The sequence below is a fragment of the Kribbella sindirgiensis genome, from assembly GCF_004331435.1.
GTDB lineage: Bacteria > Actinomycetota > Actinomycetes > Propionibacteriales > Kribbellaceae > Kribbella > Kribbella sindirgiensis.
Genome location: NZ_SJKA01000009.1, coordinates 1 through 26,072, shown reverse-complemented (window position 1 = coordinate 26,072; position 26,072 = coordinate 1). Strand labels below are relative to the sequence as shown.

26 protein-coding genes, 1 tRNA gene, 1 other RNA gene and 1 pseudogene are annotated in these 26,072 nt (G+C 68.0%); 12 read left to right on the top strand and 17 right to left on the bottom strand.

The window, feature by feature from the left end:
- Positions 1-60: 60 nt before the first annotated feature.
- Positions 61-537, top strand: coding sequence for a MarR family winged helix-turn-helix transcriptional regulator (locus E0H50_RS25120; RefSeq protein ID WP_131292777.1), 477 nt, complete (start codon positions 61-63; stop codon positions 535-537).
- Positions 538-539: 2 nt separating this feature from the next.
- Positions 540-944, top strand: a complete 405-nt coding sequence (locus E0H50_RS25115) for an SRPBCC family protein (protein ID WP_131292775.1) — start codon at positions 540-542, stop codon at positions 942-944.
- Positions 945-962: 18 nt separating this feature from the next.
- On the opposite strand, the gene nadE is transcribed toward E0H50_RS25115, so the two are convergent.
- Entirely contained in the window at positions 963-1,781 is an 819-nt protein-coding gene (nadE, locus tag E0H50_RS25110) for an ammonia-dependent NAD(+) synthetase (RefSeq protein WP_131292773.1), read from the bottom strand.
- A 45-nt stretch (positions 1,782-1,826) separates the two neighbouring features.
- Positions 1,827-1,923: signal recognition particle sRNA small type (gene ffs / locus E0H50_RS25105), an RNA gene on the bottom strand.
- Positions 1,924-2,037: 114 nt separating this feature from the next.
- Here ffs and E0H50_RS25100 point away from each other — a divergent pair.
- Positions 2,038-2,853, top strand: coding sequence for a TIGR03620 family F420-dependent LLM class oxidoreductase (locus E0H50_RS25100; protein ID WP_165547289.1), 816 nt, complete (start codon positions 2,038-2,040; stop codon positions 2,851-2,853).
- 116 nt (positions 2,854-2,969) lie between these two features.
- Here E0H50_RS25100 and E0H50_RS25095 read toward each other — a convergent pair whose 3' ends face one another.
- Positions 2,970-3,377, bottom strand: a complete 408-nt coding sequence (locus E0H50_RS25095) for a hypothetical protein (protein ID WP_131292770.1) — start codon at positions 3,375-3,377, stop codon at positions 2,970-2,972.
- Entirely contained in the window at positions 3,374-3,883 is a 510-nt protein-coding gene (locus E0H50_RS25090; RefSeq protein ID WP_131292768.1) for an RNA polymerase sigma factor, read from the bottom strand. Before E0H50_RS25090 ends, E0H50_RS25095 begins: the two co-directional genes overlap by 4 nt.
- A 94-nt stretch (positions 3,884-3,977) precedes the next feature.
- On the opposite strand from E0H50_RS25090, the gene E0H50_RS25085 reads away from it, so the two are divergent.
- Positions 3,978-4,065: transfer RNA gene (locus tag E0H50_RS25085), tRNA-Ser, on the top strand.
- A 37-nt stretch (positions 4,066-4,102) separates the two neighbouring features.
- On the opposite strand, the gene E0H50_RS25080 is transcribed toward E0H50_RS25085, so the two are convergent.
- The 5 genes from E0H50_RS25080 to E0H50_RS25060 form a co-directional block, all read right to left on the bottom strand.
- Positions 4,103-4,969, bottom strand: a complete 867-nt coding sequence (locus tag E0H50_RS25080; RefSeq protein ID WP_131292766.1) for a class I SAM-dependent methyltransferase — start codon at positions 4,967-4,969, stop codon at positions 4,103-4,105.
- A gap of 67 nt (positions 4,970-5,036) precedes the next feature.
- A complete protein-coding gene (locus E0H50_RS25075; protein WP_131292764.1) occupies positions 5,037-6,392 on the bottom strand; it encodes a hypothetical protein in 1,356 nt (451 codons plus the stop codon).
- 75 nt (positions 6,393-6,467) lie between these two features.
- Complete coding sequence (locus tag E0H50_RS25070; protein ID WP_131292762.1) at positions 6,468-7,901, bottom strand: FAD-binding oxidoreductase; 1,434 nt, start codon at positions 7,899-7,901, stop codon at positions 6,468-6,470.
- Between the two features lie 126 nt (positions 7,902-8,027).
- Positions 8,028-8,687, bottom strand: coding sequence for a response regulator (locus E0H50_RS25065; RefSeq protein WP_131292760.1), 660 nt, complete (start codon positions 8,685-8,687; stop codon positions 8,028-8,030).
- The gene (locus E0H50_RS25060) at positions 8,684-9,472 is read right to left on the bottom strand and encodes a sensor histidine kinase (protein ID WP_131293158.1); all 789 of its coding nucleotides are present in this window, start codon (positions 9,470-9,472) and stop codon (positions 8,684-8,686) included. The genes E0H50_RS25065 and E0H50_RS25060 overlap by 4 nt, the downstream gene beginning before the upstream one ends.
- 142 nt (positions 9,473-9,614) lie before the next feature.
- On the opposite strand from E0H50_RS25060, the gene E0H50_RS25055 reads away from it, so the two are divergent.
- The 3 genes from E0H50_RS25055 (at position 9,615) to E0H50_RS25045 (ending at position 13,426) form a co-directional block, all read left to right on the top strand.
- On the top strand, positions 9,615-10,316 hold the full coding sequence (locus tag E0H50_RS25055) for an ABC transporter ATP-binding protein (protein ID WP_131292758.1): 702 nt from the start codon (positions 9,615-9,617) through the stop codon (positions 10,314-10,316).
- On the top strand, positions 10,313-12,628 hold the full coding sequence (locus E0H50_RS25050; RefSeq protein WP_131292756.1) for an ABC transporter permease: 2,316 nt from the start codon (positions 10,313-10,315) through the stop codon (positions 12,626-12,628). Before E0H50_RS25055 ends, E0H50_RS25050 begins: the two co-directional genes overlap by 4 nt.
- 90 nt (positions 12,629-12,718) lie before the next feature.
- Positions 12,719-13,426 (top strand): class I SAM-dependent methyltransferase, encoded by a 708-nt coding sequence (locus E0H50_RS25045; RefSeq protein ID WP_238151192.1) that lies wholly within the window; start codon positions 12,719-12,721, stop codon positions 13,424-13,426.
- Here E0H50_RS25045 and E0H50_RS25040 read toward each other — a convergent pair.
- Positions 13,421-14,257, bottom strand: coding sequence for a nitroreductase/quinone reductase family protein (locus tag E0H50_RS25040; protein WP_238151191.1), 837 nt, complete (start codon positions 14,255-14,257; stop codon positions 13,421-13,423). The two genes, E0H50_RS25045 and E0H50_RS25040, sit on opposite strands and share 6 nt — an antisense overlap.
- A 108-nt stretch (positions 14,258-14,365) precedes the next feature.
- Here E0H50_RS25040 and E0H50_RS25035 point away from each other — a divergent pair, with 108 nt between their 5' ends.
- On the top strand, positions 14,366-14,902 hold the full coding sequence (locus tag E0H50_RS25035) for a TetR/AcrR family transcriptional regulator (protein WP_202868326.1): 537 nt from the start codon (positions 14,366-14,368) through the stop codon (positions 14,900-14,902).
- A gap of 251 nt (positions 14,903-15,153) precedes the next feature.
- Here the strand turns inward: E0H50_RS25035 and E0H50_RS25030 are convergent, their stop codons facing one another.
- The 4 genes from E0H50_RS25030 to E0H50_RS25015 form a co-directional block, all read right to left on the bottom strand.
- Positions 15,154-16,047 (bottom strand): carbohydrate ABC transporter permease, encoded by an 894-nt coding sequence (locus E0H50_RS25030; protein ID WP_131292750.1) that lies wholly within the window; start codon positions 16,045-16,047, stop codon positions 15,154-15,156.
- The gene (locus E0H50_RS25025; protein WP_131292748.1) at positions 16,040-16,978 is read right to left on the bottom strand and encodes a carbohydrate ABC transporter permease; all 939 of its coding nucleotides are present in this window, start codon (positions 16,976-16,978) and stop codon (positions 16,040-16,042) included. Before E0H50_RS25025 ends, E0H50_RS25030 begins: the two co-directional genes overlap by 8 nt.
- A complete protein-coding gene (locus tag E0H50_RS25020; protein WP_131292746.1) occupies positions 16,975-18,249 on the bottom strand; it encodes an extracellular solute-binding protein in 1,275 nt (424 codons plus the stop codon). The genes E0H50_RS25025 and E0H50_RS25020 overlap by 4 nt, the downstream gene beginning before the upstream one ends.
- Before the next feature lie 116 nt (positions 18,250-18,365).
- Positions 18,366-19,448: a substrate-binding domain-containing protein gene (locus tag E0H50_RS25015; RefSeq protein WP_131292745.1), complete on the bottom strand. Its 1,083-nt coding sequence runs from the start codon at positions 19,446-19,448 to the stop codon at positions 18,366-18,368.
- Positions 19,449-19,524: 76 nt separating this feature from the next.
- On the opposite strand from E0H50_RS25015, the gene E0H50_RS25010 reads away from it, so the two are divergent.
- The 3 genes from E0H50_RS25010 (at position 19,525) to E0H50_RS25000 (ending at position 24,343) form a co-directional block, all read left to right on the top strand.
- Entirely contained in the window at positions 19,525-20,142 is a 618-nt protein-coding gene (locus E0H50_RS25010) for a DUF624 domain-containing protein (protein ID WP_238151190.1), read from the top strand.
- Between the two features lie 59 nt (positions 20,143-20,201).
- The gene (locus E0H50_RS25005; RefSeq protein WP_131292742.1) at positions 20,202-21,686 is read left to right on the top strand and encodes a DHA2 family efflux MFS transporter permease subunit; all 1,485 of its coding nucleotides are present in this window, start codon (positions 20,202-20,204) and stop codon (positions 21,684-21,686) included.
- A 170-nt stretch (positions 21,687-21,856) separates the two neighbouring features.
- Complete coding sequence (locus tag E0H50_RS25000) at positions 21,857-24,343, top strand: Tex family protein (protein WP_131292740.1); 2,487 nt, start codon at positions 21,857-21,859, stop codon at positions 24,341-24,343.
- Between the two features lie 71 nt (positions 24,344-24,414).
- On the opposite strand, the gene E0H50_RS24995 is transcribed toward E0H50_RS25000, so the two are convergent.
- Together E0H50_RS24995 and E0H50_RS24990 are read right to left on the bottom strand one after the other, a co-directional pair.
- Positions 24,415-24,615, bottom strand: a complete 201-nt coding sequence (locus tag E0H50_RS24995) for a heavy-metal-associated domain-containing protein (protein WP_272948518.1) — start codon at positions 24,613-24,615, stop codon at positions 24,415-24,417.
- Entirely contained in the window at positions 24,612-24,992 is a 381-nt protein-coding gene (locus E0H50_RS24990; protein ID WP_131292736.1) for a nuclear transport factor 2 family protein, read from the bottom strand. The genes E0H50_RS24995 and E0H50_RS24990 overlap by 4 nt, the downstream gene beginning before the upstream one ends.
- Before the next feature lie 37 nt (positions 24,993-25,029).
- Between E0H50_RS24990 and E0H50_RS24985 the strand changes: the two genes are divergently transcribed.
- Positions 25,030-25,629, top strand: coding sequence for a TetR/AcrR family transcriptional regulator (locus E0H50_RS24985; protein ID WP_238151189.1), 600 nt, complete (start codon positions 25,030-25,032; stop codon positions 25,627-25,629).
- 210 nt (positions 25,630-25,839) lie between these two features.
- On the opposite strand, the pseudogene E0H50_RS43105 reads toward E0H50_RS24985, so the two are convergent.
- Positions 25,840-26,072 (bottom strand): annotated as a pseudogene (locus E0H50_RS43105) (HNH endonuclease); the annotation flags it as partial.

The following is a 26,072-nucleotide window of genomic DNA, read 5'->3' as shown; positions in this document are numbered from 1 at the left end:
TCCGCGAGACTCTCTGGACCAACAGATGACATGACATACGTGTCGTGTAATATGTCTGTCATGAAGGTTGTCGAGGAGCTTCGTTATCTCGTGCTGGCGATCCAGCGTGAGGGCAACCGCCTGCTCGCCGCGGAGCTGCGCCCGCTGGGCATCACGCCTTCCCAGGCAGAGGTTCTGCGCGTGCTCCGTGACCACGGCCCACTGACGCTGAACGCGCTCGGCGGACTGCTCGTCTGCGAGACCGGCAACAGCCCGAGCCGTCTCGTCGACCGGCTCGTCGCCCAGGGTCTGGTGAAACGGGGCATCGACACGATCGACCGGCGTTATCTCGCGCTCAGCCTGACTCCGCAGGGCCGCGCGCTGCACCGCCGCATCATCACCGCGGAGAACCGGCTGCACCGCACCATGGACGACCGTCTCGCCGGCCAGGCACTCGACGAGACGATCTCGACCCTTCGTTCGCTCGCCGACGCCTTCCCGACCGGGGCTGCCCTGGCCCGCCGTCGGGGTCCCGCACTCGCCCACCAGGAGAACTAGTCATGGAACAGGCCACCGAGACCATCCACGCCGGCCAGGCGGCGATCCGGCAGGTGCTGCTGGACGCCCTGGGCCTGCCGGAGTGGAACGAGGCGTTCATCGCCATCGACGGCCCCCGCGAGACGAACCCGGGGACCCGCTACGCGCTCCGCGTGCGGCCAGGCTTCTCCGGCGAACTGCAGTACACGGTGGTCGAGGTGGACCGCATCGAGATCGTCTGGCAGGTCCCCGGTTTCCGTGAGGTCGGCACGTGGACCATCGGAGCGGACAGCCGCGTGACCCACACGTTCGAGCAGTCCGGCCCGCTCGCGACCGTCCTACGCCCCGCCTACCGGAACATCGCCACCATCCGCCTGGCCCGCCTCGCCAACCGCGTCCGCCAACTCCAACTCGCCCACACAGCCTGAGCCGGCCTCGTCGCCCGCCTAGCTCAAAGCGAGCGGGACGGCCCGTTTGTGAGCCGTACGGCGGTGGGTCGCGATGATCGTGGTCGCGGCCTTCTCGTTCACGTCGTGGCCCTCGAGGAAGTCGTCGATTTCGTCGTAGGTCACGCCGAGCACGGCCTCGTCGGGGACGCCTGGGTTGTTGGTCTCCAGGTCCGCGGTGGGCACCTTGCCGGTGATCTCCGGTGACGCGCCGAGCCACTCGCCGACCGCGCGGACGCGGCGCTTGGAGAGCCCGGACAGCGGGGTCAGGTCGCACGCGCCGTCGCCGTACTTGGTGAAGAAGCCCATCACCGCCTCCGCCGCGTGGTCCGTGCCGACCACCAGACCGCCGCGGGCGCCGGCCACGAGGTACTGCGCGACCATGCGCTGACGAGCCTTGATGTTGCCGACGTGGAAATCCTCACGGTCGCCGAGGCCGGAGTGCCGCACCGCCTCGACCATGGCGTCGGTCGCCGGCTTCACGTCGACCACCAGGGTCTCGTCGGGCTTGATGAACTCGAGCGCGCGCTGGGCGTCCGCCTCGTCGGCCTGCACGCCGTACGGCAGCCGCATCGCGATGAACGTCGCCTGACCGCCCTCCGACCGGACCCGCTCCACCGCGAGCTGACAGAGGCGGCCCGCCGTGGCGGAGTCGACACCGCCGCTGATCCCGAGCACGTACGCCGTCGCGCCGGTCCGCCGGAGCCGGTCGGCGAGGAACTCCACGCGCTGCTCGACCTCGGTGTCCACGTCGAACGCCGCGGGCACACCGAGCTCCGCGATGATCAGTTCCTGCAGGTAACGGCTCTCGGGGTTCATCGCGCTCCTCTGTCTCGGGAGGACCAAGCCTAGACAGTGCCCGGACATGAGGATTCCCCGCGCACCCGGAAGAGCTCACTTACCCTTGCTGCCTTCCGGCCCTGGGGGGATTGGGCGAGATACCGCCACGCGGGGAACCAGCCACGAGTGTACGGGATCCCCTCACCGCGACCGAAATCCACCGGTGCATTCACCGGCCTCTGAGCTCTCAGCGAACATGCGTGCGCGGCTCGCGTGCCGGGGTCAAGCTTGGTGGGTGACGGATCATCAATTCGGGCCCTTCGGGATCACGACCGGGCTCGACAGCAGTGCGGAGTCCATCGCGGCGGCGCGGGCGGCCGAGGAGCTCGGGTACCCGGCGATCTGGTTGTCCGGCGGGCCGCTGCCCGGGCTGCAGACCATCGTCGATCTGGTGGGGGCGACGACGGCGATCAAGTTCGTCAGCGGGATCCTGGCGGTGGTGAAGTACCGCGCCGGCGACGTGAGTACGACGTACGCCGCGCTCGAGGCCTCCGCGCCGGGACGGTTCACGGTCGGTCTGGGTGGGGCACACGGCGCCAAGCCGATCGCCACGCTCAACGCGTACCTGGACGAGCTTGACGTGCCTGTCGAGCACCGGCTGCTCGCTGCGCTCGGTCCGCGGATGCTGAAGCTCGCCGCGGACCGGTCCGCCGGCGCGTACCCGTTCCTGACCAGTGCGGCGTACTCCGCCGAGGCGCGGAAGGTCCTGGGGCCAGACAAGCTCCTCGCCGTCAGCCACCTCGTCGTACTGGAGTCAGACGCCGACCGAGCCCGGGCGATCGCACGGGACACCATCAGCTTCTTTACGTCGATCCCTGGCTACATGAGCTCGCTCAAGCGCCAGGGGTTCAGTGAAAGCGACCTGTCCTCGCTGCCGGACCACATGATCGATTCACTCGCCGCCTGGGGCAGCCCAGCCGACATCAAGACCAAGCTGACCGAGCACCTCGACGCCGGCGCCGACCACGTCGCGATCAACGTCATCACCGGAGTCACCGGCCCCCAGCCGATCGAGCAGTGGCGCGCACTAGCCCCCACCCTCCTCGGGTAGGTGGCGTTAGATCAGCAGGCCGATCACCAGCAGGAGAATTAGCACGGCTGCGATCACCAGGCCGGCGCGCTTGGTGCCGAAGCGCCTCAGGGCAATGGCCAATGGTCCGATCGGTTTCATCGTCGCTCCAGTCGTCTCTTTGCCAGATGGGTGAACAAGAGGTAGGCCAGCGCTGCTGGTACGAACAGCAGACCGAGTCGGCCGTGTCCGGCGAGTGCGAGTCCGATCGCCAGGAGTACGGCGAAACCGGAGGCGATCCAGCCCGCGATCACTCGGTCCCTGGCGAACAGGTGACCGTGCTGACGAAGTACGTAGACCGCTCTGGCCATGACACCGAGCCCAACGAGCAGGAGGGCGGCAAATCCGACCTGTGCCCGTGCCGGCAACCTGTCCTCGGTCAGCCAGAGCACTCCGACCAGTGCGACCACAGCACCCGCACCGCAGAGCTGGACCACGGACCGGACCCGTCGCCGCAGTGAGAGCGAGTCATGCAGTCCAGCGATGGTTTCCTCTGCTGAGATCACGACCCTGCCTCCTCTCGCAACAGCCGGCGTGCTCGGTACAGACGCGACTTCACGGTCCCCACCGGTACGCCGAGCACCTCTGCGCACTCCTCCAAGCTGAGGTCCTCCAGGTGGAACAGCACCAGCACCTCCCGCTCCATCACAGGCACACCGCCCAGCAACCGCCGTACGTCGATCCGCTCGATCACGTGATCCGCCGGGTCGGGTTCCTCGTCCACGTCGACGTGCGGCTGTTCGGCGTACCTCTGCCTCAACTGGTTGACCACACTGCGCCGGGCGATGGTGAAGAGCCACGCCGCGAACCGCTCCGGCTCCTTGAGCCGCGGCAGCCCACGTACGACGGCCAACCACACCTCCTGCGACACGTCATCGGCCAGGTCGGCCCGCCCGAGCATGTGGCGCACGTACCCCCACACCGGTTCGTGCCACCCCCGAACGAGCTCAGCAACCGCCTCCCGGTCCCCCACCTGAGCCCGCACCACCACAGCCACCCAAGCCGACTCCACACGCCACCTCCCTCACCCCCACAGTCGCGCCGGCCCGCCTCCAGGTTCACACCCGATTTCGGAATCCCGCGCCGCCTCGGTATTCTCTCCGCTTGGAGGATTCGCCTAGAGGCCTAGGGCGCACGCTTGGAAAGCGTGTTGGGGGCAACCCCTCACGAGTTCGAATCTCGTATCCTCCGCCATATCGGAAGGGCTGGGCGCTGAGCGTCCGGCCCTCCTTCATTTCTGGGCTATGACTCGCATCGAGCCGCTGGTTACGCGGATTCGGCGGGTGTGGAGGGCCTGGAGGCGTTCGATGGGTGGGATCAGGCGGGAGACGGGGTCCAGGAGTTCGCGTAGGCGGGTGGCTACGAACGGGAGTGCGTAGTACTGGTAGGCGCTGTCGACGGCGCTGACGGTGAAGCCGGCGCGCTTCAGGAGAGCTGCGATGGTGTCGGGGTCGTAGTAGCTGACGTGTTCGGGGATCTTGTACGACACCCAGCGTCGGCCGGATGCCCGGGACAGCAGGCTTCTGATGTTGGGGGTTACCAGGACGAGCAGACCGCCCGGCCGGAGCAGGCGGCCGGCGCGTTCGAGGAAGGCGCCCGGTTCGGTGAGGTGCTCGATGAGGTGTGATCCGAAAATGACGTCGTACTGCTGCTCCTGGATCTCGGGCACCTCCTCCAGCAAACCGCAGAAGACCCGGTTCGGCAGCCGTTCTGAGGCCCACTTGACCGCGGTTGGTGAGAGGTCGATGCCGTAGGCGTCGTACCCGGCGTCCAGAGCGCACTGGAGAAAGTAGCCGTAGCCGCAGCCCACCTCCAGCACCTTGCCGGACGGGACGAACTCGGCGATCCGGCGGACGTCCTCACGGAAGGTTGCGAGGTACTCCGGCTCCTGGCTCTCGTACTCCGAGTAGCCGGAGCCCTCGCCGCCGAAGTACGAGTCCGTCTCGTACAGGGCACGGAGGGTTTCCGGCGTCGGCGTGGGCTGGAGCTGAACGAGGCCGCACGCCTGGCACTCGGCGACTCCGTAGCCGTCCTTGGTGAAGCGACGGCGGAAAGGTCCGCGCGCCGCACACAGAATGCATACTGCTTCATCACGCATGGCGACCGGTCCCCCGTGATCGAGAAGGGGCGAATCTAGTTGACCCGGAAGCCAATCGGCAACAGGTTCAGGGCTGGAATACGCGGGCGCAGGTCTTGGTGACGCGGGTGATCAGGGTCGGGGAGACTTCGGCCGGGGTGGGGACTGGGGGTCGGTAGGTGCGGCTGACCACCTGGCCAAGGACCGCGGACGCGAGCAAGTCCGGATCCTGGCTCACGTACAGGTTGATCTGGTGTGTGGCCGGGAGTTCGGTCATCGCCTTGAGGGCCGCGGTGAGGTCGGCGTCGGTGATGTCGTGAGCGATGGTCAGGTTGGCGGCCGACGGGCCGACCTGAACCCCGGTCACCCCGGCGACGTCGGCAACGGCCACGTGGACCCGGTACTGCGGGCCGGTGTCGAACGGTGAGCCCGTGAAGACCGGGTTGCTCAGTTTCCCGACGAATCGCGATCGCCTTCTGACCAGGTCGATCGGCAGGTAGGAGCCCCAGCCTTTGCGCAGGCTCGCAACCGCGGCGACGTACCCGGCGCCGTTCCGAACGGTGACCGATCTCGGCCTGTCGGCACCGAGATCGATCTGAATGACGTCGGGGATCTTCATCAGGTCCGCGGTCAGTCTGCGGACCTGAGGAGTGAACGCCTTCGCGAAGTCGGTGTAGCGCGCCCGGGCCGGTCCCCAGCCGAGTTCCAGCTCACTGAACTGCCGCGCGATCGCCAGGGTCGGCAACGTCTTCAGCAGGGCGTCCAGGCCGATGTCAGCGGCCGAGAAGTAGACGCCTGCCCGGCTGTCCGGCGCCTCGATCCACCCGGTCAGGTGCGGAAACCGCCGCTGCAGATCGACGAAATGCTGGGTCGCATCGCGATCGAGGCGGAAGTTGAGACTGGGGCTGTCGGTCCACTGGACCACGACCTCGCGGTTTGCGGATTCGACCCGGTGTGTACGCCGGCCGCCGTCGCTCGGCACCACCTGGTCCAGTCCGACGGCGACTCCGGCCACCGCGGCCGGTGGAGCGGTCACGATCAGCCCCGACGATCCGTACGTCGACGCCGTCGCCCGGCCGTCACGACGGAGCCAAAGAACCCGCGCCACGTCCTCGTCCCTGTTCGGAAGGGACATGTAGAACTCGGCGCGGAACGTGTCGATCTCCAGCTCAACTCTGGGGACGTCCTCGTCCTCGCGCTGCGCGTACTCCTCCCTGACCTTGGCGATCAGCGAGGTCACGTCCTTATCCGACCGCTGCTTCGCCAGCGTCAGGAGGATGTACCTGCTGTCGGCGGCGCCGGCCAGTTCGGCCTTCTCGACGCCGTCGAGCCGGCGCATCCACTCCAGGAGGCTCGCCGCGGCGTCGGGCTTGTCGCATCCGGCCAGAACCCCGAGTACGACGCCACCGGCCAGCGTCCCGAACGCACGGCGATTGATCTGCACGCCGTGATTGTCGGCGAGCCACGGGTCACCGGCGCCCCCAGAAGGGCCGGACGCTTGGTGCGCCCGGCCCTTCTCTCAGGCTCCCGGGGTGATGTTGTTGTTCAGGCGGAAGAAGTTGTCCGGGTCGTACGTCGTCTTGATCGCGGCGAGCCGTTCGAGGTTGCTGCCGAAAGCGCTCTCGACGCCCACGGTGACTGCCTCGTCGGCGACGCTGTTGAAGTTCAGGTACAGCGAACCTGTCCCGTGCTCGTGGACCTCGCCCCACGCGCCGCGGACCCACGAGATGACCTTGTCGTCGTCGGCGGCGTCCTCCCAGTTGCCGTCGATCGACACCATCCACTTCGCCGATCGCTCGCTGTAGGCGGTGTCGGTTGCTCCCACCCGATTGATCGCGCCGCCCATCAGGAAGGCGATGACGAAGACCCGGTCGTGCGGTCGGTTGCGGGCCTTGGCCACGATGATGTCGAGGATCGGGTCGGTGAGATCCTCCACGAACGTCGACTTCCAGTAACTGCGCAGCGTTCCGCGCCGGAAGAACTCGTCGAAGGCGGTCTGAACACCGACGAACGGGAGCGGGCCGGAAATGTCGGCGAGTGGGGTGCCGATGTCGCGGAGGGGCTGAATGATCTTCATGCCCTCCTCCGGGTCGCCGGAGTACACGGCGCCGGTGACGATCATCGGTACGTTGTGGATCTGCGGCGGTGTGTGCTCGCTGGCCGGGAGCGTCGTACATCCGATCAGGGCCGAGATCTCGTCGGGCACCGTCGCGGCCCAGTCGCGGAACTGCCGGTACACGTTCTCGGCGTCCTCGACGGGATGGAAGACGCCGGCGAACGCCACCGTCGGGCCCACCGGCCGGCATTGGAACGTGAACGAGGTGACCACGCCGAAATTGCCGCCGCCGCCGCGGATTGCCCAGAACAGATCAGGATTCGAGTCCGCTGACGCCGTCCGCACCTGCCCGTCCGCGCACACCACCTGGGCGGACAACAGGTTGTCGATCGCCAGCCCGTACTGGCGGCGAACCCATCCCTCGCCGCCGCCGAGTGTCAGCCCCGCGACGCCGGTGTCGGAGACGACGCCGCTCGGGGCGACGAGCCCGAAGGCCTGGGTCTCGTGGTCCATGTCGCCGATCAGCGCTCCGCCCTGGACCCGCACCGTCCGGGCCTCGGGGTCGACGTCGACGCCGTTCATCCGGGCGAGGTCGAGGAGCAACCCTCCGTCGACACTCGAGAGCCCGGCGACCGAGTGACCACCTCCACGAACAGCGACCAGGAGACCGTTCTCCCGGGCGAAATTGATCGCGCTGATCACGTCCGCGGTCCCGCTGGGACGTACGACCAGCGACGGCCTCCCCGGATACATCGCGTTGTAGGCCGAGCGAACCCCCGCATAGCCCGGGTCCTCCGGCGTCAGCACGTCACCCCGGATCGTCATCCGGAGTTCGTCGAGCATCTCGTTGCCGATCTTCGTCTCGACGCCCTTCAGCGTCGTCACCGTGACAGTCATCCCCTTGCCCCCTACTCCTGAACGGGGGGAGCACATCACCCCATTACCGAGGCTAGACCCGGAGCGGCAGGTAGGCACGGGTCCAGCGACGGTTGCCGTAAGCAACCGTTGGGCTACTGCCGGCGCTCAATGGTCGCCGGGGGTGATGAGGCCGGTTTCGTAGGCGAGGACCACGGCTTGGGAGCGATCTCGAAGGTTGAGCTTGGCGAAGATCCGGGCCACGTGGGTTTTGACGGTGGCTTCGCTGAGGGTGAGGGCGGTGGCGATTTCGGCGTTGGAGAGGCCTTGGCCCATCAGGGTGAGGACTTCCAGTTCGCGCGGGGTGAGGTTGGACAGGTCGCGGTGGAGGGCGGGTTGGGTGGTTTCGGGGGTGGCGAAGCGCTCGACGAGGCGGCGGGTGATGGACGGGGACAGGAGAGCGTCGCCGGTGGTGACCAGGCGGACGGCCGCGGCCAGGTGTTCGGGGGTCACGTCCTTGAGGAGGAAGCCGCTGGCGCCGGCGGCCAGTGCGGCGTACACGTAGCTGTCCAGGTCGAAGGTGGTGAGGATCAGGACGCGGCAGTCGGTCGGGGTGGCCAGGATGCGGCGGGTGGCTTCGAGGCCGTCCATGGTGGGCATGCGGATGTCCATCAGGACGACGTCCGGGTGCAGGCGCCGTACGGCGTCCACTGCTTCGGCACCGTCCGCGGCCTCGCCGACGACCTCGATGCCGCGGGCGGTGAGGATCATCCGGAAGCCGGTGCGGACCAGGGCCTGGTCGTCCGCGATCACCACACGCGTCGTCATGGGCGCTCCAGTGGGAGCTTGGCGCGGACGCGGAAGCCGCCGCCGAGGCGCCGGCGGGCGTCGAGCTGGCCGCCGTACACGCCGACGCGTTGCTTGAGGCCGAGGAGCCCACGGCCGTCACCTTCGGAGACCACCGAACGGCCGCTACCAGTCAGGACGCTCGGACCGGAGTTGAGTACTTCGACCCGCAACGCGTGCGGCGCGTAGCGGACGGTCACTTCGGCCCTGACACCGTCGCCGTGCTTGAGGGCGTTGGTGAGCGCCTCCTGGATGATGCGGTACGCCGTGACGTCGACACCGGTCGGCAACGGGTACGGGTCGCCGGAGATCCGTACCTCGACAGGTAGACCCGCGAACGCGATGCGGTCGATCAGCTCGCTCAAACGAGTCAGGCTCGGCTGAGGGGCCAAGGCGTCGTCCTCGACGCCGTCAGCCTTCGGTGCGAGTAGCCCGAGCAGATGGCGCAGCTCAGCCATGGTGTCGCGGCCTGCGGCTTCTACCGCGAGTAGAGCTGCCTCGGCCTCGTCCGGTGAGGTTCCCAGCACCTGCCGGGCCGCACCGGTCTGGATGACCATGACGCTGACGTTGTGGCTCACGATGTCGTGCAGGTCGTGCGCTATCCGCGCCCTCTCCGCGTCGACCGCCTTGCGCGCCGCGGTCTCCCGTTCACGCTCCAGCAGCCACCCGCGCTCCTCCAGCGCGCGACCGTGAGCACGCTGAGCGCGCAACAACAAGAGCGCGAGCAGAGCGGCAACCAAGGCCGGCAGCACCACCAGGAACCACATCACGAGACCACTGTCCCAAAGCCGTTGGCCACATCGCATCATCCGCCAGACGCACCGCCGTACATCTCCAGGATGACAGCGCGCGGACATTACCCCGGCAGGCTGACGTCAGCGGTCGCCTGCCGGCCCTAGCGTGAGCAGCATGACGGAGGACAACGGACAGGCGGTCGTACAGCTCACCGCCGTACGCAAGGAGTACGGCGAATCCGCCGCACTCGATGGAGTGTCGCTGGAGATCCACGCCGGTGAGGCGGTCGCGGTGATGGGACCGTCCGGCAGTGGCAAGTCGACCCTGCTCAGCATGGTCGCCGGACTGGACCGGCCGACGTCAGGGTCCGTCGTGGTGCACGGCGAAGACCTGGGCGCGCTGGACGAGAAGGGGCTGGCGCTGTTCCGGCGCAGACGGATCGGGATGATCTTCCAGTTCTTCAACCTGCTGGACGACCTGTCCGCGCTCGACAACGTCGCACTGGCCGCACAGCTCACCGGTACGTCGGCGGCGCACGCACGGAAGCGCGCACTCGAGCTGTTCGAGGAGCTGGGCATAGCCGGTCGCCGCAACATCTACCCCTCACAGCTCAGTGGTGGTGAGCGGCAACGAGTCGCGGTTGCCCGCGCGCTCATGAACCGCCCAGCGATCCTCCTGGCCGACGAGCCGACAGGCGCGCTCGACACTCGTGCCGGCGAGCAGGTGATGGACCTGCTCCTAGACCTCAACCAAATCGGCCAGACCCTCTTGCTGGTGACACACGACCAGCAGCTCGCGACACGGTGCGCCAGCCGGGTCATCGACTTCGTCGACGGGCAGATCGCCGGTGAACGCAGCCTGGAGCGTACGGCGTGAGCGCCGTCTGGCCTGTCGCGCGAGCGGCCGTACGACGGCGTCGTGTGCAGACCGTGGTGATCGGCGTGGTCGTACTGCTCTCCACCACGATGATCGTCGTCGCACTAGGCCTGCTGGCCGCGTCGAGTGGCCCGTTCGACCGCGCGTACGCGAAGCAGAGCGGTTCGCAGCTGACTGCGTCGTACGACCGCAGCAAGGTGACTGATGCGCAGCTGACCGAGGCTGCGCGGAGTGCGGCGGCTGTCGGCGGACCGTTCCCGCAGGCGACGCTCGAGCTCGCTCAGCCCGCGATGATGGGGTCACTGGTCACGGTGGGCCGCGCGGATCCCGGCGGCGCCGTCGACCGGCTCAACGTGTGGAAGGGCCGCTGGGCGACCAAGCCCGGCGAGATCGTGCTCAACCGGAACCCGACCGAGTCCAACGGCCGCGGTGCGCCGCAGCTGAACGGGACGATGACCGCCGGCGGTCAGACGCTCACCATCGTCGGCTTCGCGTACAGCGTGAGCCAGTCGGCCGATGCGTGGGTCACGCCGGAGCAGCTGAACGCACTGCACCCGACGTCGACGCAGATGCTCTACCGCTTCACCCACGCCGCCACGAACGCCGAGGTGACGGCCGGCCAGCAAGCCGTGACCAAAGGACTGCCTAGCGACGCCCTCCTAGGTACGCAGTCGTACCTGGCGTTGCGGGCGTTGACAGCGGGTCAGCCGAATACGTTCGTACCGTTCCTGATGGTGTTCGGATGGCTGGGCCTTGCTGTCGCCGTACTGATCGTGGCGAACGTCGTCAGCGGTGCAGTGGTCGCAGGCTTCAAGCACATCGGTGTGCTGAAGTCACTGGGGTTCACGCCGACACAGGTGATGGCGGTGTACCTCGGGATGATTTCGATCCCTGCTGTCATCGGATGCGCGGGCGGTGTTGTCCTAGGCAACGTACTCGCCACCTCCTTACTGACCAGGGCTTTCGAGAACTACGGCGCGGGCGGGACCACTGTCCCGATCTGGGTCGACGTAGCCACGCTGCTCGGCGTACCTGCTCTCGTCGCTCTCTCCGCACTCCTGCCGGCTCTGAGGGCCCGGAGCCTGTCAGCGGCGCAGGCGATCAGTGCCGGGAGCGCGCCGCGAGCTGGACGAGGCCTGCGGGTGCAGCGGTGGCTGAGCGGCACCCGGCTGCCCAGGCCGGTCAGTCTGGGGCTGGGGCTGCCCTTCGCCCGTCCTGGACGTACGGCGCTGACGCTGGCGGCTGTGGTGCTCGGTGTCACCAGCGTGACGCTGGCGGTGGGACTGGGGAAGTCGCTGACGACGTACCAGACCGCTGCGAGCCGAGCGGGCGCTGTTGACCTGACGATCTTCGCCGGACCCAACGGCTCCGGGCCTGAAGGACCGAACGCGCCACCTGGTGCGAAGCTGACCGATGCCGAGGACGAGGCCGCACTGCGTTCTGCGCCCGGTGTCACGTCAGTGGCGGCGATGGCGGACCTGGAGATGCGGCTGGTGGGTACGCAGGCCGACCTCCGCGTGTCGTTCTACCGCGGCGACTTCGATCAGACCGGCTACCGCATCCTCGCCGGGCGCTGGTTCGACGGCCCGGGCCAGGTGGTGGTGTCGGAACGCTTCCTGAAGCAACGCGGTCTGGCCGTCGGCGACACGATCACACTGCAGTCGAAGGGCAAGACGGTACGGGCGCAGATCGTCGGGAAGGCGATGTACAACTCCGCCGACGAGGTGCTGTCCAACTGGGCCACCCTCGCGCTGATCGCACCTGAGCTGCGGGCGAACATCTACGAGGTCAACGTGAAGCCCGGGACGGACCTGAACGCAGTAGTCCAAGCCGTGCAGGCGAAGGACTCCGGGCTCCAGGAGACGGAAGGCCAGGACGCCGGCACGTTCGTGGCCGTCGTACTGGCGACCGTCGTACTGCTCACGCTGATGCTAGGGACCGTTGCGGCGCTCGGTGTGTTCAACACCGTCGTACTCAACACCCGCGAACGCCGCCGCGACCTGGGCATGCTCAAGTCGATCGGTATGACGCCTGCACAGGTCACCGGGATGGTCGTGACCTCGATGATCGCGCTGGGAGCCATCGGCGGCCTGCTCGGCATCCCGTTCGGCATCATCGCCCACCGCCTGGTCGTCCCCGCCATGGCGAACGGAGCCCAGATAGAACTCCCGGACTTCATGCTCGACGTCTACCCAGCCGGTCTCCTCGCCCTCCTGGTCCTCGCCGGCATCGTCATCTCCGCGGCCGGCGCCTACTTCCCCGCCCGCACAGCCGCCCGCACCACCATCGCCGAGGTTCTCCACAACGAGTGAAATGCGGTTGCCCGCAGGCGATGGGTCGGGCTGACTGTGTGGATGGACAAGGTCGTGGCGGGCAACCGAGCCGTGTGGGAGCAGGCTTCTATGAAGCATGTTCGGGAGTACGACGAGCTGCTTGAGCAGGCGCGTGGGGAAGGCAGGCTGTTCGCGCGGGAGCGGGAGCTGTTGGCGCCCGTGCTGGCGGAGGCTCCGGTGGTGGTGCACTTCCAGAGTGGGCATGGGCTGGATGACGTGGCGCTGGTGAAAGCCGGAGCCAAGAGCGTCGTGGGGGTCGACTACAGCTCGGTGGCGGCAGGTGCTGCGCAGCGACGGGCGGGTGACGTGGGAGTGAGCTGTCAGTACGTCGTGGCCGAGGTGCCCGGCGTGCCGATCAGAGATGCGTCGGCCGACCTGGTGTACACGGGCAAGGGCGCGCTGATCTGGATGCGTGACATCGACGCGTGGGCGCGCGATGCGGCGCGCGTGGTGCGGCCGGGTGGACACCTCTTCGTGTACGAGGGCCACCCGGCCGTACCGCTCTGGACCTGGGACGAGGACGAGCCGCGGATCCGGCCGGACCGGAGCTACTTCGCCGAGTCCCACGTCAACGACACGTTCCCGGGCAACGGCGCCCAGGAGTGGCAGTGGACGCTCGGCCAGATCGTCACCGCGGTCACCAGAGCCGGCCTACGACTCCAGATCCTCGAGGAGTACGCCGAACCGTTCTGGCGCCCGCAGGACGACACAACCGCTGCAGCGTGGTCCGGCCGGCTCCCCAACTCCTACGCCCTCCTCGCGCAGAAGCCCCTATAGATAAGGCAGGAGCGCTGCCTCCTCGCGGTCCAGGTGGGCGTTGAGCTGGGCGATCAGCTCGTCCACCTGGGCCAGGAGGTCTGAACTGACCAACTGCTCGAGCTCCGCGAGCAGTACTGCGATCTCGTCGTGCTCCTTCTGCAGTACGGCGATCACGTCCGTCAGCTCCGGGTGCTGCTCGACCAGGGCCGGGAACAGCCCGGTCGACTCGCCGGTGTGGTGGTAGTGCAGGCCCTGGCACATGGTCAGGCAGTTGATGCGGAGCTGCGCGCCCAGGGTCCCGGACGTCGCGATCTCGTGCCGGATCAAGGCCAGTTCCCGCCGGAACGCGGCGTGGATGGTCTTCAGTACCTCCGCAAACGACCCGCGGACAGGTGGCGGCCCCGGTTCTTGGACGAGCGCCACCACCGGAAGAGTTCGCGTGGTTCCCTTCTGGTACTCGCCCCACCCCGGATCGGCCTCGACGAGCCGCGCGAACACCTCGTCCCGCTCGGCGCCCCGCAGTACGACGGCCGTGGCGTCGTACTCGAAGAGCCCGAGGTCGACGTGGACCGACGGATCGGCGAGCAGGTTGTGGTACCAGGCCGGGTGTTTCGGGCTGCCGCCGGCCGAGCCGACGACGAGGACGCGGTCGCCGTCCGGGTAGTACCCGAGGATCGCGGTACGCGCTTGGCCGGTCCGCGCGCCGGTGGTTGTCAAAAGCAACAACCTGGAGTTCTCGAAAGGCCCGCCGACGCGACCGTCGTTCGCCTGGAACTCCGCGATGAGTTGTGCGGTGAAATCGTTCAGGATTCGCTTCTCTCTGGTGTCGTGAAAGGGATTCGCAGACATCAGAGAAGCGGGCGGGGCCCGCGCGGCGCTCAGAACGCAGCCGGGGACCCAACTCGGTAATGGCTGGAAGAAGCCGACCCGGCAGTCACGTCGGCGATACTACCGTATGTGTCCCTGCCGGATCGGCTCGTCCAGGCCGGGGTCGAACTCCTCGAGGAGGACGGCCTCGCCGACCTGACGCTGCGCGCGATCGCCCGCCGTACGGGCGTCTCGCACGGCGCACCGCGGCGCTACTTCCCGACCCATGACGCGCTGCTGGCCGCGATCGCCGCCACCGGGCTGCAGGATCTGGCCGCCCGGCTCGGTACGCCGACCGACGGACCGCCCGAGGAACAATTGGTAGTGGCTGCCAGAAACTACCTGCAGTTCGCCGCGGAACGCCCCGGCATGTTCGACCTGATCTTCCGCCACGACCTCCTGGCCGGCGCCGGCGGCAACCTCCGCGCGACCTCGCTCCCGCTGTTCCAGAACTTCGTCGACCTGGTCGCCCAGCTCCACCCGGCCGACGCCGCCCTCCGCGCCACCGCCCTGTGGACAAACATCCACGGCCTCGCCACGCTCCGCGCCACCAACGCGCTGGAACTTCTCGGTACGACGGACCTCGAGCCGATCATCCGGTACGTCGTCCACAGCCATCTGCACTGACTGTGTACAAGTCGTCGCGATCAGTCGTGCTTCCTGCCGTCTTCGGGAAATCATTTCGGGAACCGGCGAAAAATCCTCACGAATGCTGTAACGAGCGGCACACTCCGCCGATAAACGGGTGAACGACCCAGCAGGGGGGACCTAGTGGGAAGTTCCGGTGTTTCTTCGGGACCACCGCATGTGGAGGGGGCCTCGCAGGTGCTCACCCGGGGCGGGGTGAGCACCTGTTCGAGGATCTGCCCCCGGATCTGTCAGCCCTTGATGCCGACGTTCGCCATTCCTTCGACGAACCGCTTCTGGGCGAACACGAACAGCACGATCATCGGCAGCGTCGCGAGCGCCGTACCGGCCATCAGGTACGGCCACTGGATCTCCGCCGGGTTCTGGGAGAAGATCGCCAGTCCGAGCTGCAGCGGCCGCATGTCGTCCGACGTGGTGATCATCAACGGCCAGAGGAACCCGTTCCAGGCCGCCTCGATCTGGAACACCGCGATCGTGATCAGCGCCGGCTTCACCAGCGGCGTCATGATCCGCCAGAAGATCCCGAACTCGCCGAGCCCGTCGACCCGGGCCGCCTGCGCCAGCTGGTCCGGCAGCGAGACGTAGAACTGCCGCGCCAGGAACGTGAACAACGGCGCCGCGCCGAGCGGGATGATCAGGCCCCACCACGAGTTCAGCCAGCCGATCCCGCCCTGGCCGAGGATGTTGTTCCCGCCGAACAGCGGGATCGACTTCACGATCAGGAACAGCGGCACCAGGATGATCTGGAACGGCACCAGCAGCAGCACGATGAAGTAGTTCAGCAGCGTCTTGCCGCCCCGGATCGGCAGCTTCGCCAGCGCGTACCCCGCCGTCGTACAGACCGCCAGCGTGAACGCGGTCTCGCCGACCGCGATGAACAGGCTGTTCCGGAAGTACCGCAGGAACGGCGCGGTCTGCATCGCCTCGACGAAGTTGTGCCAGCGCAGCTCCGACGGCAGCCAGCCGAACTTCGCGATCTCCAGGTTGCTCTTGAACGCGGTCAGCAACATCCAGACGAACGGCGTGATCATCAGGATCGCGCCGACCGTGAGAACGACGTACAGCACGATCCGGCCGGGCCGGAGTACCGGCGGCTTCGACGCCGCGACGGTCAAGCTAGTCATTGGCATCCGCCTTCTGGAGCAGGCGCCCGACCGCGATGAAGATCGCGATCACGAGCATCATGATCACGGTCTCGGCGGACGCGTAGCCGAGTTTCAGGTCCTGGAACGCGTTCTGGTAGATGTCCATCACCAGCACCCGCGTCTCCGATCCGGGCCCGCCCTGCGTCATCACGTACACCAGGTCGAACACCTGGAAGGTGCCGACGATCGACGTGATCAGGACGAAGAACTGGACCGGGCCGATGGCCGGCCAGGTGACGTTCGCGAATCGCTGCCAGCGGCTGGCGCCGTCCAGGTCGGCCGACTCGAGCAGGTCGCGGGAGACGCCCTGCAGCGCGGCCAGGTAGATGATCACCTTGGTGCCGAGCCCCTGCCAGATGCCGACCACCATCAGCGACGGCAACGCGGTCGCCGGGTCGGCCAGCCAGCGGTTGGGAGCGAACCCGAACAAGCTGAGGAACCCGTTCGCCAGCCCGGAGCCCGGGTTGTAGATCCACAGCCAGATGGTGGCCACGGCGACCGTCGCGGTGACGGTCGGGATGTAGAACGCGGTCCGGAAGAAGCTGAGCCCGCGGATCTTCTGGTTCAGCCCGACCGCGACCGCGAGCGAGATCGCCATCGAGATCGGGATCACCACGATCGCGTACAGCACGGTGTGCCACAGCGACGCCAGGAAGTCGACGTCGCGGAACAGGTCGGCGTAGTTGCCGAACCCGACCCAGGCCCAGGTGTCACCGAAGCTGTAGTCGGTGAGGCTGAGCACCAGGACGGCGATCACCGGGACCACGATGAAGACGGCCGAGTGCAGCAAGGCCGGGGCGAGCAGAGCCCAGCCGGCCCGGACCTGACTGCGGATCAGGGTCCGGCCGTCCTTGGACGGGCTCACCTTGCGGGGCGTGCTGAGTGCTGGACGTTCGAGTGTTGTGCTCATCGGGACTGTCCTGCCAGGTTGTGCAGCACCTTCGCGGGATCCTTCTGTCCGAGGACCGCCTGGGTGAGCTGGATGTCGAAGTTGCCGCGCATCTCGAGCCAGTTGGACGGAACTTCGTTCTCGTTGACCGCGTACTTCAGGCCGTCGGCGACGAACTGGCTCAGCGGGTTCGACTTCGCCTGCGGCGAGTTGCTCGCGTCCTTGTAGGCCGGGACCTTCTTGTTCAGCTTGGCGATCGCGTCCAGGCTGGCCGTCGTGGTCAGGGTCTGGATGAACGACCAGGCCGCGTCCTTGTGCCGGCTGCGGGACCCGATCGAGGCCAGGTCGCCGCCGACGTACTCGATCTCCTTGCCGCTGTTGAAGCGGAAGAACTCCAGGTCGTCGCAGTTCTTCTGGCCGATGCCGTCGGCCGAGCAGTCGACGCCGCCGTTGACGATGCCCATCGCGGCCTCACCAGTGAGCACGAGTGGTTGCTGGGCGGCGTTGGTCTGCCCGTACGGCTGGACGTTGTTGATCATCGACTTGATCCACAGCAGCGTGTCCAGGCCCGCCTTGTTGTCGAAGTTCGGCTCGCCGCCGACGTAGAGCGGCGTACCGGTCGAGGCCAGGAAGGTGGTGAACGACTGCCGGAAGCCGGTGGCCGAGGCGAGGTCGAACCCGCTGCGGGTGATGTTGCCGTTCTTGTCCCGCTTGGTGAGTTTCTCGGCCGCGGTCTTGATCTCGGCCAGCGAGGTCGGCGGCTTCGACGGATCGAGGCCGGCCTCGATGAACGCGCTCTTGCGCAGCGCGACCGCCCGGGCGTCCGCGACCAGCGGGTACGCGTACAGCTTCTTGTCGTAGGTCACCGCCGGGATCAGCGCCGGGGTGCTCTTCTCCTTGATCACGTCCGGCGTGACGCCGTACTTGCCGAGGTCCTCGAAGATCCGCTTCGACGCGAACGGCTGGACCCAGCCGACACCGGTGACGACCACGTCGTACGGGATCCCGGCCGCGATCGAGGTCGACAGCTTCTCGTTCAGGTTCTTGTACGTCGCGAAGTCCGGCTCGACCTTCATCTTCGGATAGGTCTTGTGGAAGTCGTCGACGACCTTCTGGAACGCGTCCCGGCCCTTCGTACTCGGCGGGAACGACGGGATCAGCACCCGCAGGGTCCCGGTAGCCTCGGCCGGCGGGACACCGTCCGTGCTCTTGTCGATCACCCCGTTGCCACAACTGCTGACCACGACGCTGAGCGCAGCGGCCAGCAAGGTCAGTCCCACACCTCGTCTCACAGGGGAACTCCTTCGCTGCCTGTTTCAGCCGGGGGCCCGCGACCCCTCGAGTGCAGCGAAAGTATGGGAAAGGGCTTTCCTCGTCAATACCTCATCGCTCGAATGATCACATTCGATCAGGATCGGAACGCGGAGAGGTGTTGTTCCGCCGTCGCGATCCCGCAGGAGGTGCGGATGTTGAGTGTGGGAAGCAGGCTCAGGTGCTGGACCGGGAAGGCCGGGGACTGGAGTTTGCGGAGCAGCAGGTCGCAGGCGGTCTCGCCGAGCGCGCGGCGGGGCGGCGAGACCGCGGTCAGCGGGACGACGGCCAGCGACGCGGTCACGTCGTTGTAGGCGATCACGGCCAGGTCCTCGGGGACCCGGAGGCCGAGCTCCATCGCGCGCTCGACCAGGCGGGCGCCGTGCTCGTCGGAGTGGACCAGTACGGCGCGGCTGCCGAACGACTCGCACTCGGCGAGGAACGCGTCCAGTTGCCCGATCGCACCGGGGTCGTCGCCGCGCATCGGCAGGTCGACCGGCGAGAGGAACACCTCGACGCCGAGCGCCTTCGCGGCCGACTCGATCCCCCGGCGCAGCCAGTACGCCGTGACCGTGGCCTGCAGGTTGATCGCGATCCGGCGATGCCCGAGCGCCACGAAGTGCCGCAGCGCCACCATCGCGCCGTACGCGTGATCGGTGCGGACATGGTCGTACTCGCGGGCCACCTGTGGAAACCCGAACGCGCGCTCCATCAGCACCACCGGTACGTCGATGTCGTCCAGCCGCGTGTCCAGCCGGTCCGCGTCGCCGTCGCCGAGCGCGGTGCTGATCAGCAGCCCGGCGACCCCGATCCCGAGCACCTTGTCGAGCCGCTCACGCTCGGTGGCCACGTCGTACCCCGAGACGCCGAGGACCAGGCGGGCGCCGTACCGGTCGGCCATCGCCTCGGCGCCGCGGATCACGTCGGAGTAGTACGACGCGGCGCTCGGTACGACGATGCCGATCGTCAGGCGGCTGCCGTGCGTCCCCTGCTCGGCGGTCCCGGTACCGATCGCGCCGCCGTGCACCCGGCGGAGCAGGCCGGCCGAGTCCAGTTCGGCCAGGTCCCGGCGTACTGTGATCGCGGAGACACCCAGCTCGGCGACCAGGTCGGCCACCCGGAGCCGGCCGTGCCGGCGCAGGCTGCGCAGGATCAGTTCGTGGCGCTCCTGTGCAAGCATGCAGCCCCCTGGTCTCTCCGTGATTGTTCGTGATCATACGATCAGGACCCGCCCGTACGGAACGAGGAGACGATCGGTGGAGAAGGCCAACCGGACGACCAGCGTGCTGTCGAGGCTCGCGGTCGTCGGCGACCTGCTGATGCTGCAACTGGTCTTCGTGGTGATCAGCCTGGGTCTCCTGACGGTGTTCCCGGCCGCGTTCGCGCTGCAGCGGGTGGTGCCGGACGCGATCAGCCAGGAGAAGCCGAAGCTGATGCGGCGGTTCTTCAAGGAGTTCCGCTGGGCGATGAAGCGGTTCTGGCTGCCCGCGTTCGGTCTGTGGGTCGGGGCCGTGATGCTGGCGTTCGGCCTCTCCTTCTGGGCGAATGCCACCGGACCGGCGCGGATCTTCGCGCTCCTGATCCTGGTCCCGCTCACCGGGATGATCCTCGGGCTGTACCTCAGCGGTCTGGCGATCCTGCCTGCAGCGCCGGAGAACTCCACGTTCAAGTCGCTGTTCCGGTCCGCCAACCTGTTCCTGCTCCGTCGACCACTCCCGGTAGCCGGAGGGGTCGTCGTACTGCTCACCTGGTTCGCCCTGGCGGCCGTGGTGCCGACACTGCTTCTGGTCGGGTCCGCACTGGTCCCGGCGCTCACGGCGTACGCCCTGTCTCGGCCGCCTCGAGAAAAAACTTCTGAAGACGTGTCAATCTGACTCCTTCTGGTTCGACGTAGAGGTGTAAGGCCACTACGACGAACTGCAAGGAGACCGGAATGTACGCGACGACCGACACCCTGGCGACTGCGCCGGCTGCGCAGGGCGGCCGCTCGCGCTGGCTGGCGCTCTACACCCTCTGCGCGGGCATGTTGATGATCGTGCTCGACGTGACCGTGGTGAACGTAGCCCTGCCGGCCATCCAGGACGACCTGGGCTTCACGAGCTCCTCCCTCGCGTGGGTGGTGAACGCGTACCTGATCGCATTCGGCGGCCTCCTGCTGCTGGCCGGCCGTCTCGGCGACCTCCTGGGCCGGCGGAACGTCTTCGTCGCCGGACTGGTCGTTTTCACCGCCGCCTCTGTGCTCTGCGGTCTGGCCGGGTCCCAGGAGGTGCTGGTCATCGCCCGCTTCATCCAGGGTGTTGGCGGCGCGCTGACCTCCGCGGTGATCCTGGGCATGATCGTGACGCTGTTCCCCGAGCCGCGCGAGCAGGCCAAGGCGATCGGCGTCTACGCCTTCGTCGCGTCGGCCGGCGGGTCCATCGGTCTGCTGGCCGGCGGCGTCCTGACCCAGGCGATCAACTGGCACTGGATCTTCTTCGTGAACCTGCCGATCGGCGTACTGACCGCGGTCGTGGCCGTCAAGGTGATCGACAAAGACAAGGGCCTCGGGCTGGGCCGCGGAACCGACGTACCGGGTGCTGTGCTAATCACCGCGGCGCTGATGGTCGGTGTCTACACGATCGTCAAGCCGGCCGCCGAGCTGGGCTGGACCGCCGGGCAGACCGTGGTGCTGGCCGGGGTGACGCTGGTCCTGCTGGCCGGGTTCATCGTCCGCGAGGCGACCGCTGCCAACCCGCTCGTCCCGCTGCGGATCTTCCGCTCCCGCACCCTGAGCGGCGCGAACCTGGTCCAAGCGCTGTCCGCCTCCGGGATGTTCGGCATCTTCTTCCTCGGCTCGCTCTACCTGCAGCGTGTGCTCGGGTACGACGCTCTGGAGATCGGACTGGCGTTCCTGCCGACCACCGTGGTGATGGGGCTGCTGTCGGTGAGGTACTCCGAGAAGCTGGTGATGCGCTTCGGTCCGCACCGTCCGCTGATCGTCGGACTGTCGCTGATCGTGGTCGGGCTGGCCCTGTTCACGCAGGCTCCGGTCGGTGGCAACTACTTCGTCCACGTCCTGCCGGTGCTGGCTCTGCTGGGTCTGGGCGGCGGCGTCTGCTTCCCGGCTCTGATGGGCCTGTCGATGTCGGACGTGAAGCCCGAGGACGCCGGTCTGGCTTCCGGCCTCATCGGCACCATGGGTCAGGTCGGCGCCGCCCTGGGCCTGGCCGTCCTGGCGACGCTGTCCGCGACCCGCACCGCCTCGGTCGCCGACACCAAGCCCGCCCTGGAGGCTCTGACCGACGGTTACCACCTGTCCTTCGCCATCGCCGCTGTGATCGTCGCTGCCGCGGTTGCCATCGCCGTCACCGTGATGCGCCCCGCCAAGCCGGCCACCGCGGCCACCGAGACCGAAGAACTCGCCTGCGAAGCCGCCTGACCCGCCAACCGAACTCCCCGCGACCACACCGGTCGCGGGGAGTTCGTCGTACCGCGGTTGTCCACAGGGTGGGGGATCGAGTTTCGGAGTGAGGGCAGGATGGGGAAGGATGTGGGTCCGGCAGGGTGGCAGAACGCTCGCCGGGTGTTGTCGGTAGAGGGGAATCGGACGTGGTGGTGCAGTCGATCGAGCAGCGGATCGCCGGGGAGCTGGAGGTCGGTGAGAACCAGGTGCGGGCAGCGGTGGCGCTGCTGGACGAGGGGTCGACGGTCCCGTTCATCGCGCGGTACCGCAAAGAGGTCACCGGGATGCTGGACGACGCCCAGCTGCGCACCCTCGAGGAGCGCCTGCGGTACCTGCGGGAGCTCGAGGAGCGCCGGCAGACCGTCCTCGACTCGATCGAGAGCCAGGGCAAACTCGACGACGCGCTGAAGGCGTCGATCCTGGCCGCCGACACCAAGTCGCGGCTCGAGGACATCTACCTGCCGTTCAAGCCGAAGCGCCGGACGAAGGCGATGATCGCCCGCGAGAACGGCCTCGAGCCGCTCGCCGACGGGCTGATGGCCGACCCGGACGTCGAGCCGATCGCCGCCGCCGCGGTGTTCGTGAACGCCGAGGTCCCGGACCCGCAGGCCGCCCTCGACGGCGCCCGGGCGATCCTCGTCGAGCGGTTCGCCGAGGACGCCGACCTGATCGGCTCGCTGCGGGAACGGCTGTGGGAGCAGGGCCGGCTGGCCTCCGCGGTGCGTGAGGGCAAGGAGACCGACGGCGCGAAGTTCTCGGACTACTTCGAGTTCGACGAGCCGTTCACGAAGATGCCGTCGCACCGGATCCTCGCGCTGTTCCGCGGCGAGAAGGAGGACGTACTGACGATCACCGTCGAGCCCCTGCCCGCGGGCGTGGAGGCGGACGGACCGACGGAGTACGAGACGACCATCGCCCGCAAGGTCGGCATCGAGAACCAGGGCCGCCCGGCCGACAAGTGGCTGGTCGAGACGGTTCGCTGGGCGTGGCGGACGAAGATCCTCGTGCACCTCGGCATCGATCTGCGGATGCGGCTGCGGCAGGTCGCCGAGGACGAGGCGATCCGGGTGTTCGCGGCCAACCTGCGTGACCTGCTGCTGGCCGCCCCGGCCGGCACCCGCGCCACGATGGGCCTCGACCCGGGCTTCCGCACCGGCGTGAAGGTCGCCGTCGTGGACGCGACCGGCAAGGTCGTCAACACCGGCGTGATCTACCCGCACGTCCCGCAGAACCAGTGGGACAAGTCGATCGCCACCCTCGCCGCGCTGGCGGCCGCGCACGACGTACAACTGATTGCGATCGGCAACGGTACGGCGTCGCGCGAGACCGACAAGCTGGCGGCCGAGCTGATCGCCAAGCACCCGGAGCTCAAGCTCACCAAGGCCGTCGTGTCCGAGGCCGGGGCGTCGGTGTACTCCGCGTCGGCGTTCGCGTCCCAGGAACTGCCGGGGATGGACGTCTCGCTGCGCGGCGCGGTCTCGATCGCGCGGCGGCTGCAGGACCCGCTGGCCGAGCTGGTGAAGATCGACCCGAAGTCGATCGGCGTCGGCCAGTACCAGCACGACCTCCCGGAGAACTCCCTGTCCCGCTCGCTCGACGCGGTCGTCGAGGACTGCGTGAACGCAGTCGGCGTCGACCTGAACACGGCGTCCGCGCCGCTGCTCACCCGGGTCTCCGGCATCACGCCCGGCCTGGCGGACAACATCGTCCAGCACCGCGACGTCAACGGCCCGTTCGCGTCCCGTACGGCGCTGAAGGACGTGGCACGCCTCGGGCCGAAGGCGTTCGAGCAGGCGGCCGGGTTCCTCCGGATCCCCGACGGCGACGACCCGCTCGACGCGTCCAGCGTGCACCCCGAGTCGTACCCCGTCGTACGGCGGATCCTCGACGCGACCGGTTCGGACCTGAAGAGCCTGATCGGGTCGGCGGAGCTGAAGCGGCTCAAGGCGGCGGACTTCGTCGACGACATGTTCGGTCTGCCGACGGTCACCGACATCCTGGCCGAGCTGGAGAAGCCGGGCCGGGACCCGCGGCCTGCCTTCAAGACCGCGGTATTCGCCGAAGGCGTGGACAAGATCGCGGACCTGAAGCCGGGGATGCGCTTGGAGGGCCAGGTCACGAACGTGGCCGCGTTCGGTGCGTTCATCGACATCGGTGTGCACCAGGACGGGCTGGCGCACGTGTCGGCGCTGTCGAAGACCTTCGTGAAGGACCCGCGCGAGGTGGTCAAGCCGGGTGACATCGTGATGGTGAAGGTGCTCGAGGTCGACATCCCGCGCCAGCGGATCTCGCTCACGCTGCGCCTGGACGACGAACTCGGCTCCGGCGGACGCCAAGGAGGCGGCCAAGGCGGGCGTCAGTCGGGCGGCCAGAACCGCGGCCAAGGCGGCGGTCAAGGCGGTCAGGGCGGCGGTCGCGGACGTGGGCCCGGCGGTCAGGGTCGCGGGCCCGGCGGGTCCGGCGGTCAGGGGCGTGGCCCGGGCGGTCAGGGCGGCGGTCAAGGTGGTCAGGGTGGCCAGGGTGGCCGTGGCGGCAACCGGGGATCCGGTGGTCGCGGCAACCAGCCCGAGACCCCGATGGACGAGACCTCCCTCGCCGACGCCTTCCGCAAGGCCGGCTTCACCGTCCGCTGACGCCGACGGGTGACGACCAGCGCCGTACCTGCCTGATCGTCACCCGCCCATTGATCGCGGCTGATCCCGCCTCACTCCTCGACCTCGTAGCCGGCCGCCTCCACCGCCGTACGTACGGCGGCTGCATCGAGAGGTCCATCGGTGACGAGGGCAACCATTCCGGTCGGCAGATCCACTCGCACCGACTCGACACCCGGCAGCGTCTCGAGCTCCTCGGTGACGAACCCGACGCAGTGACTGCAAGTCATACCCAGCACCCGGAACGTCTTCACGACGTACTCACATCGCGGGTCACCTGCGTCGTACGGCGCATTCGGCCGTCCGGTGCCAACTCGCCGAACAGGTACACCTCGGTCGCGATCGTTCGCCCGCGCCGCAGTTCCGCGTGAATCGTGAATCGCGCAGCCACCTGGTCGCTCGTACGGATCGCCTCGTGCACGTCGTACGAGCAGGAGACCACGTTCCTCCGCACCGGGCGGAGGTGGTCGATCAGCCGCTGCCGGTCGAGCGTGATGCCGTCGGCGATCTGCTCGATATCAGGTGTGTAGTACCGATCCACGACCGCCTCGGCGTCACCGCCCGCGACGACCTCCCTGGTGAACGACTCGAAGAAGTCCGCGACGAACTCCCGTGCGCTTAAATCTGACATGACGTCAAAGATAAGCAGATCCGTTAACCTTGACAAGGTGTCAGAGAACAAGCCGGTACGACGCCGGCGCCGAGCGGATGCGGACCGAAGCCGTACGGCGATCCTGGCGGCGGCGATCGTCCTGCTCGACGAGCAGCCCGACGCGAGCCTGGAACGGATCGCCGAGGCGGCCCACGTCACCAGACAGACCGTGTACGCGCACTTCTCGTCCCGCGACGTACTGCTGAACGCCGCCCTCGACGAGCTCACAGCCGAGACACTGGAAGCGATCGACGCCCTCGACCTCGATCAAGGACCGGCACTCGGCAACGTGCTACGCCTCATCGACCTGGCATGGCGAACGTTCGAACGCCACCCTCTCCTCCTGCACCTACCGCACGCCGGCACCCACAATCCGCCACAGCTCGGCTCCCGCGACGAGCGCCATGACCCGGTCGCGGACCGCTTGGAGCGCCTGATCCGCCGAGGCCAACGCGCCGGCGAGATCACCCGCGACCTCCCCGCCCACTGGCTGGTCACCACCCTCATCGCCCTCGGCCACGCAGCCGGCGAATCCGTCGCCGCCGCCCGCCTCACCACCCGAACCGCCAACAAGACCCTCAACACAACCATCACCCGACTCCTGCAACCGAGCTAGCTAGCGCCCGCATGCAAACCCATCCCGCCCGGCCCCATGCCATCCCATCCCGCGCCACCCCACCCCGCGCCGTCCCACCCAAGGTCACATCTGCCGTCATCACGCCGCCCGCCTCACGCGGCCCGCTCGATCCGCAACCCGGAGCTCGCGGCAGCAGCTAGCCGCCACTCGTCCGAATCTGCGCGGTGGCTCAACTGCGGTCGCGGCGAGTCATGGGTCGGTTCGGTGGGTGCCGGTGGGGTCGACGTGGAAGGTGAAGCCGTGGGGTGTCTTCCATTCGAGGGTCCTGTTGTCGATCCGGCGCACGCTCCATCCGCGCGCGTGGGTCTTCACTCGGTGCCCGTAGCGTCCGAGGGGTGCGAGGTTGGTGGTGCTGGTCTGTCCGCTGGGTCCGTGTGGGTCGTAGGTCTTGATGTGGTCGAGGTCGATGGTGTTGGTGGTTT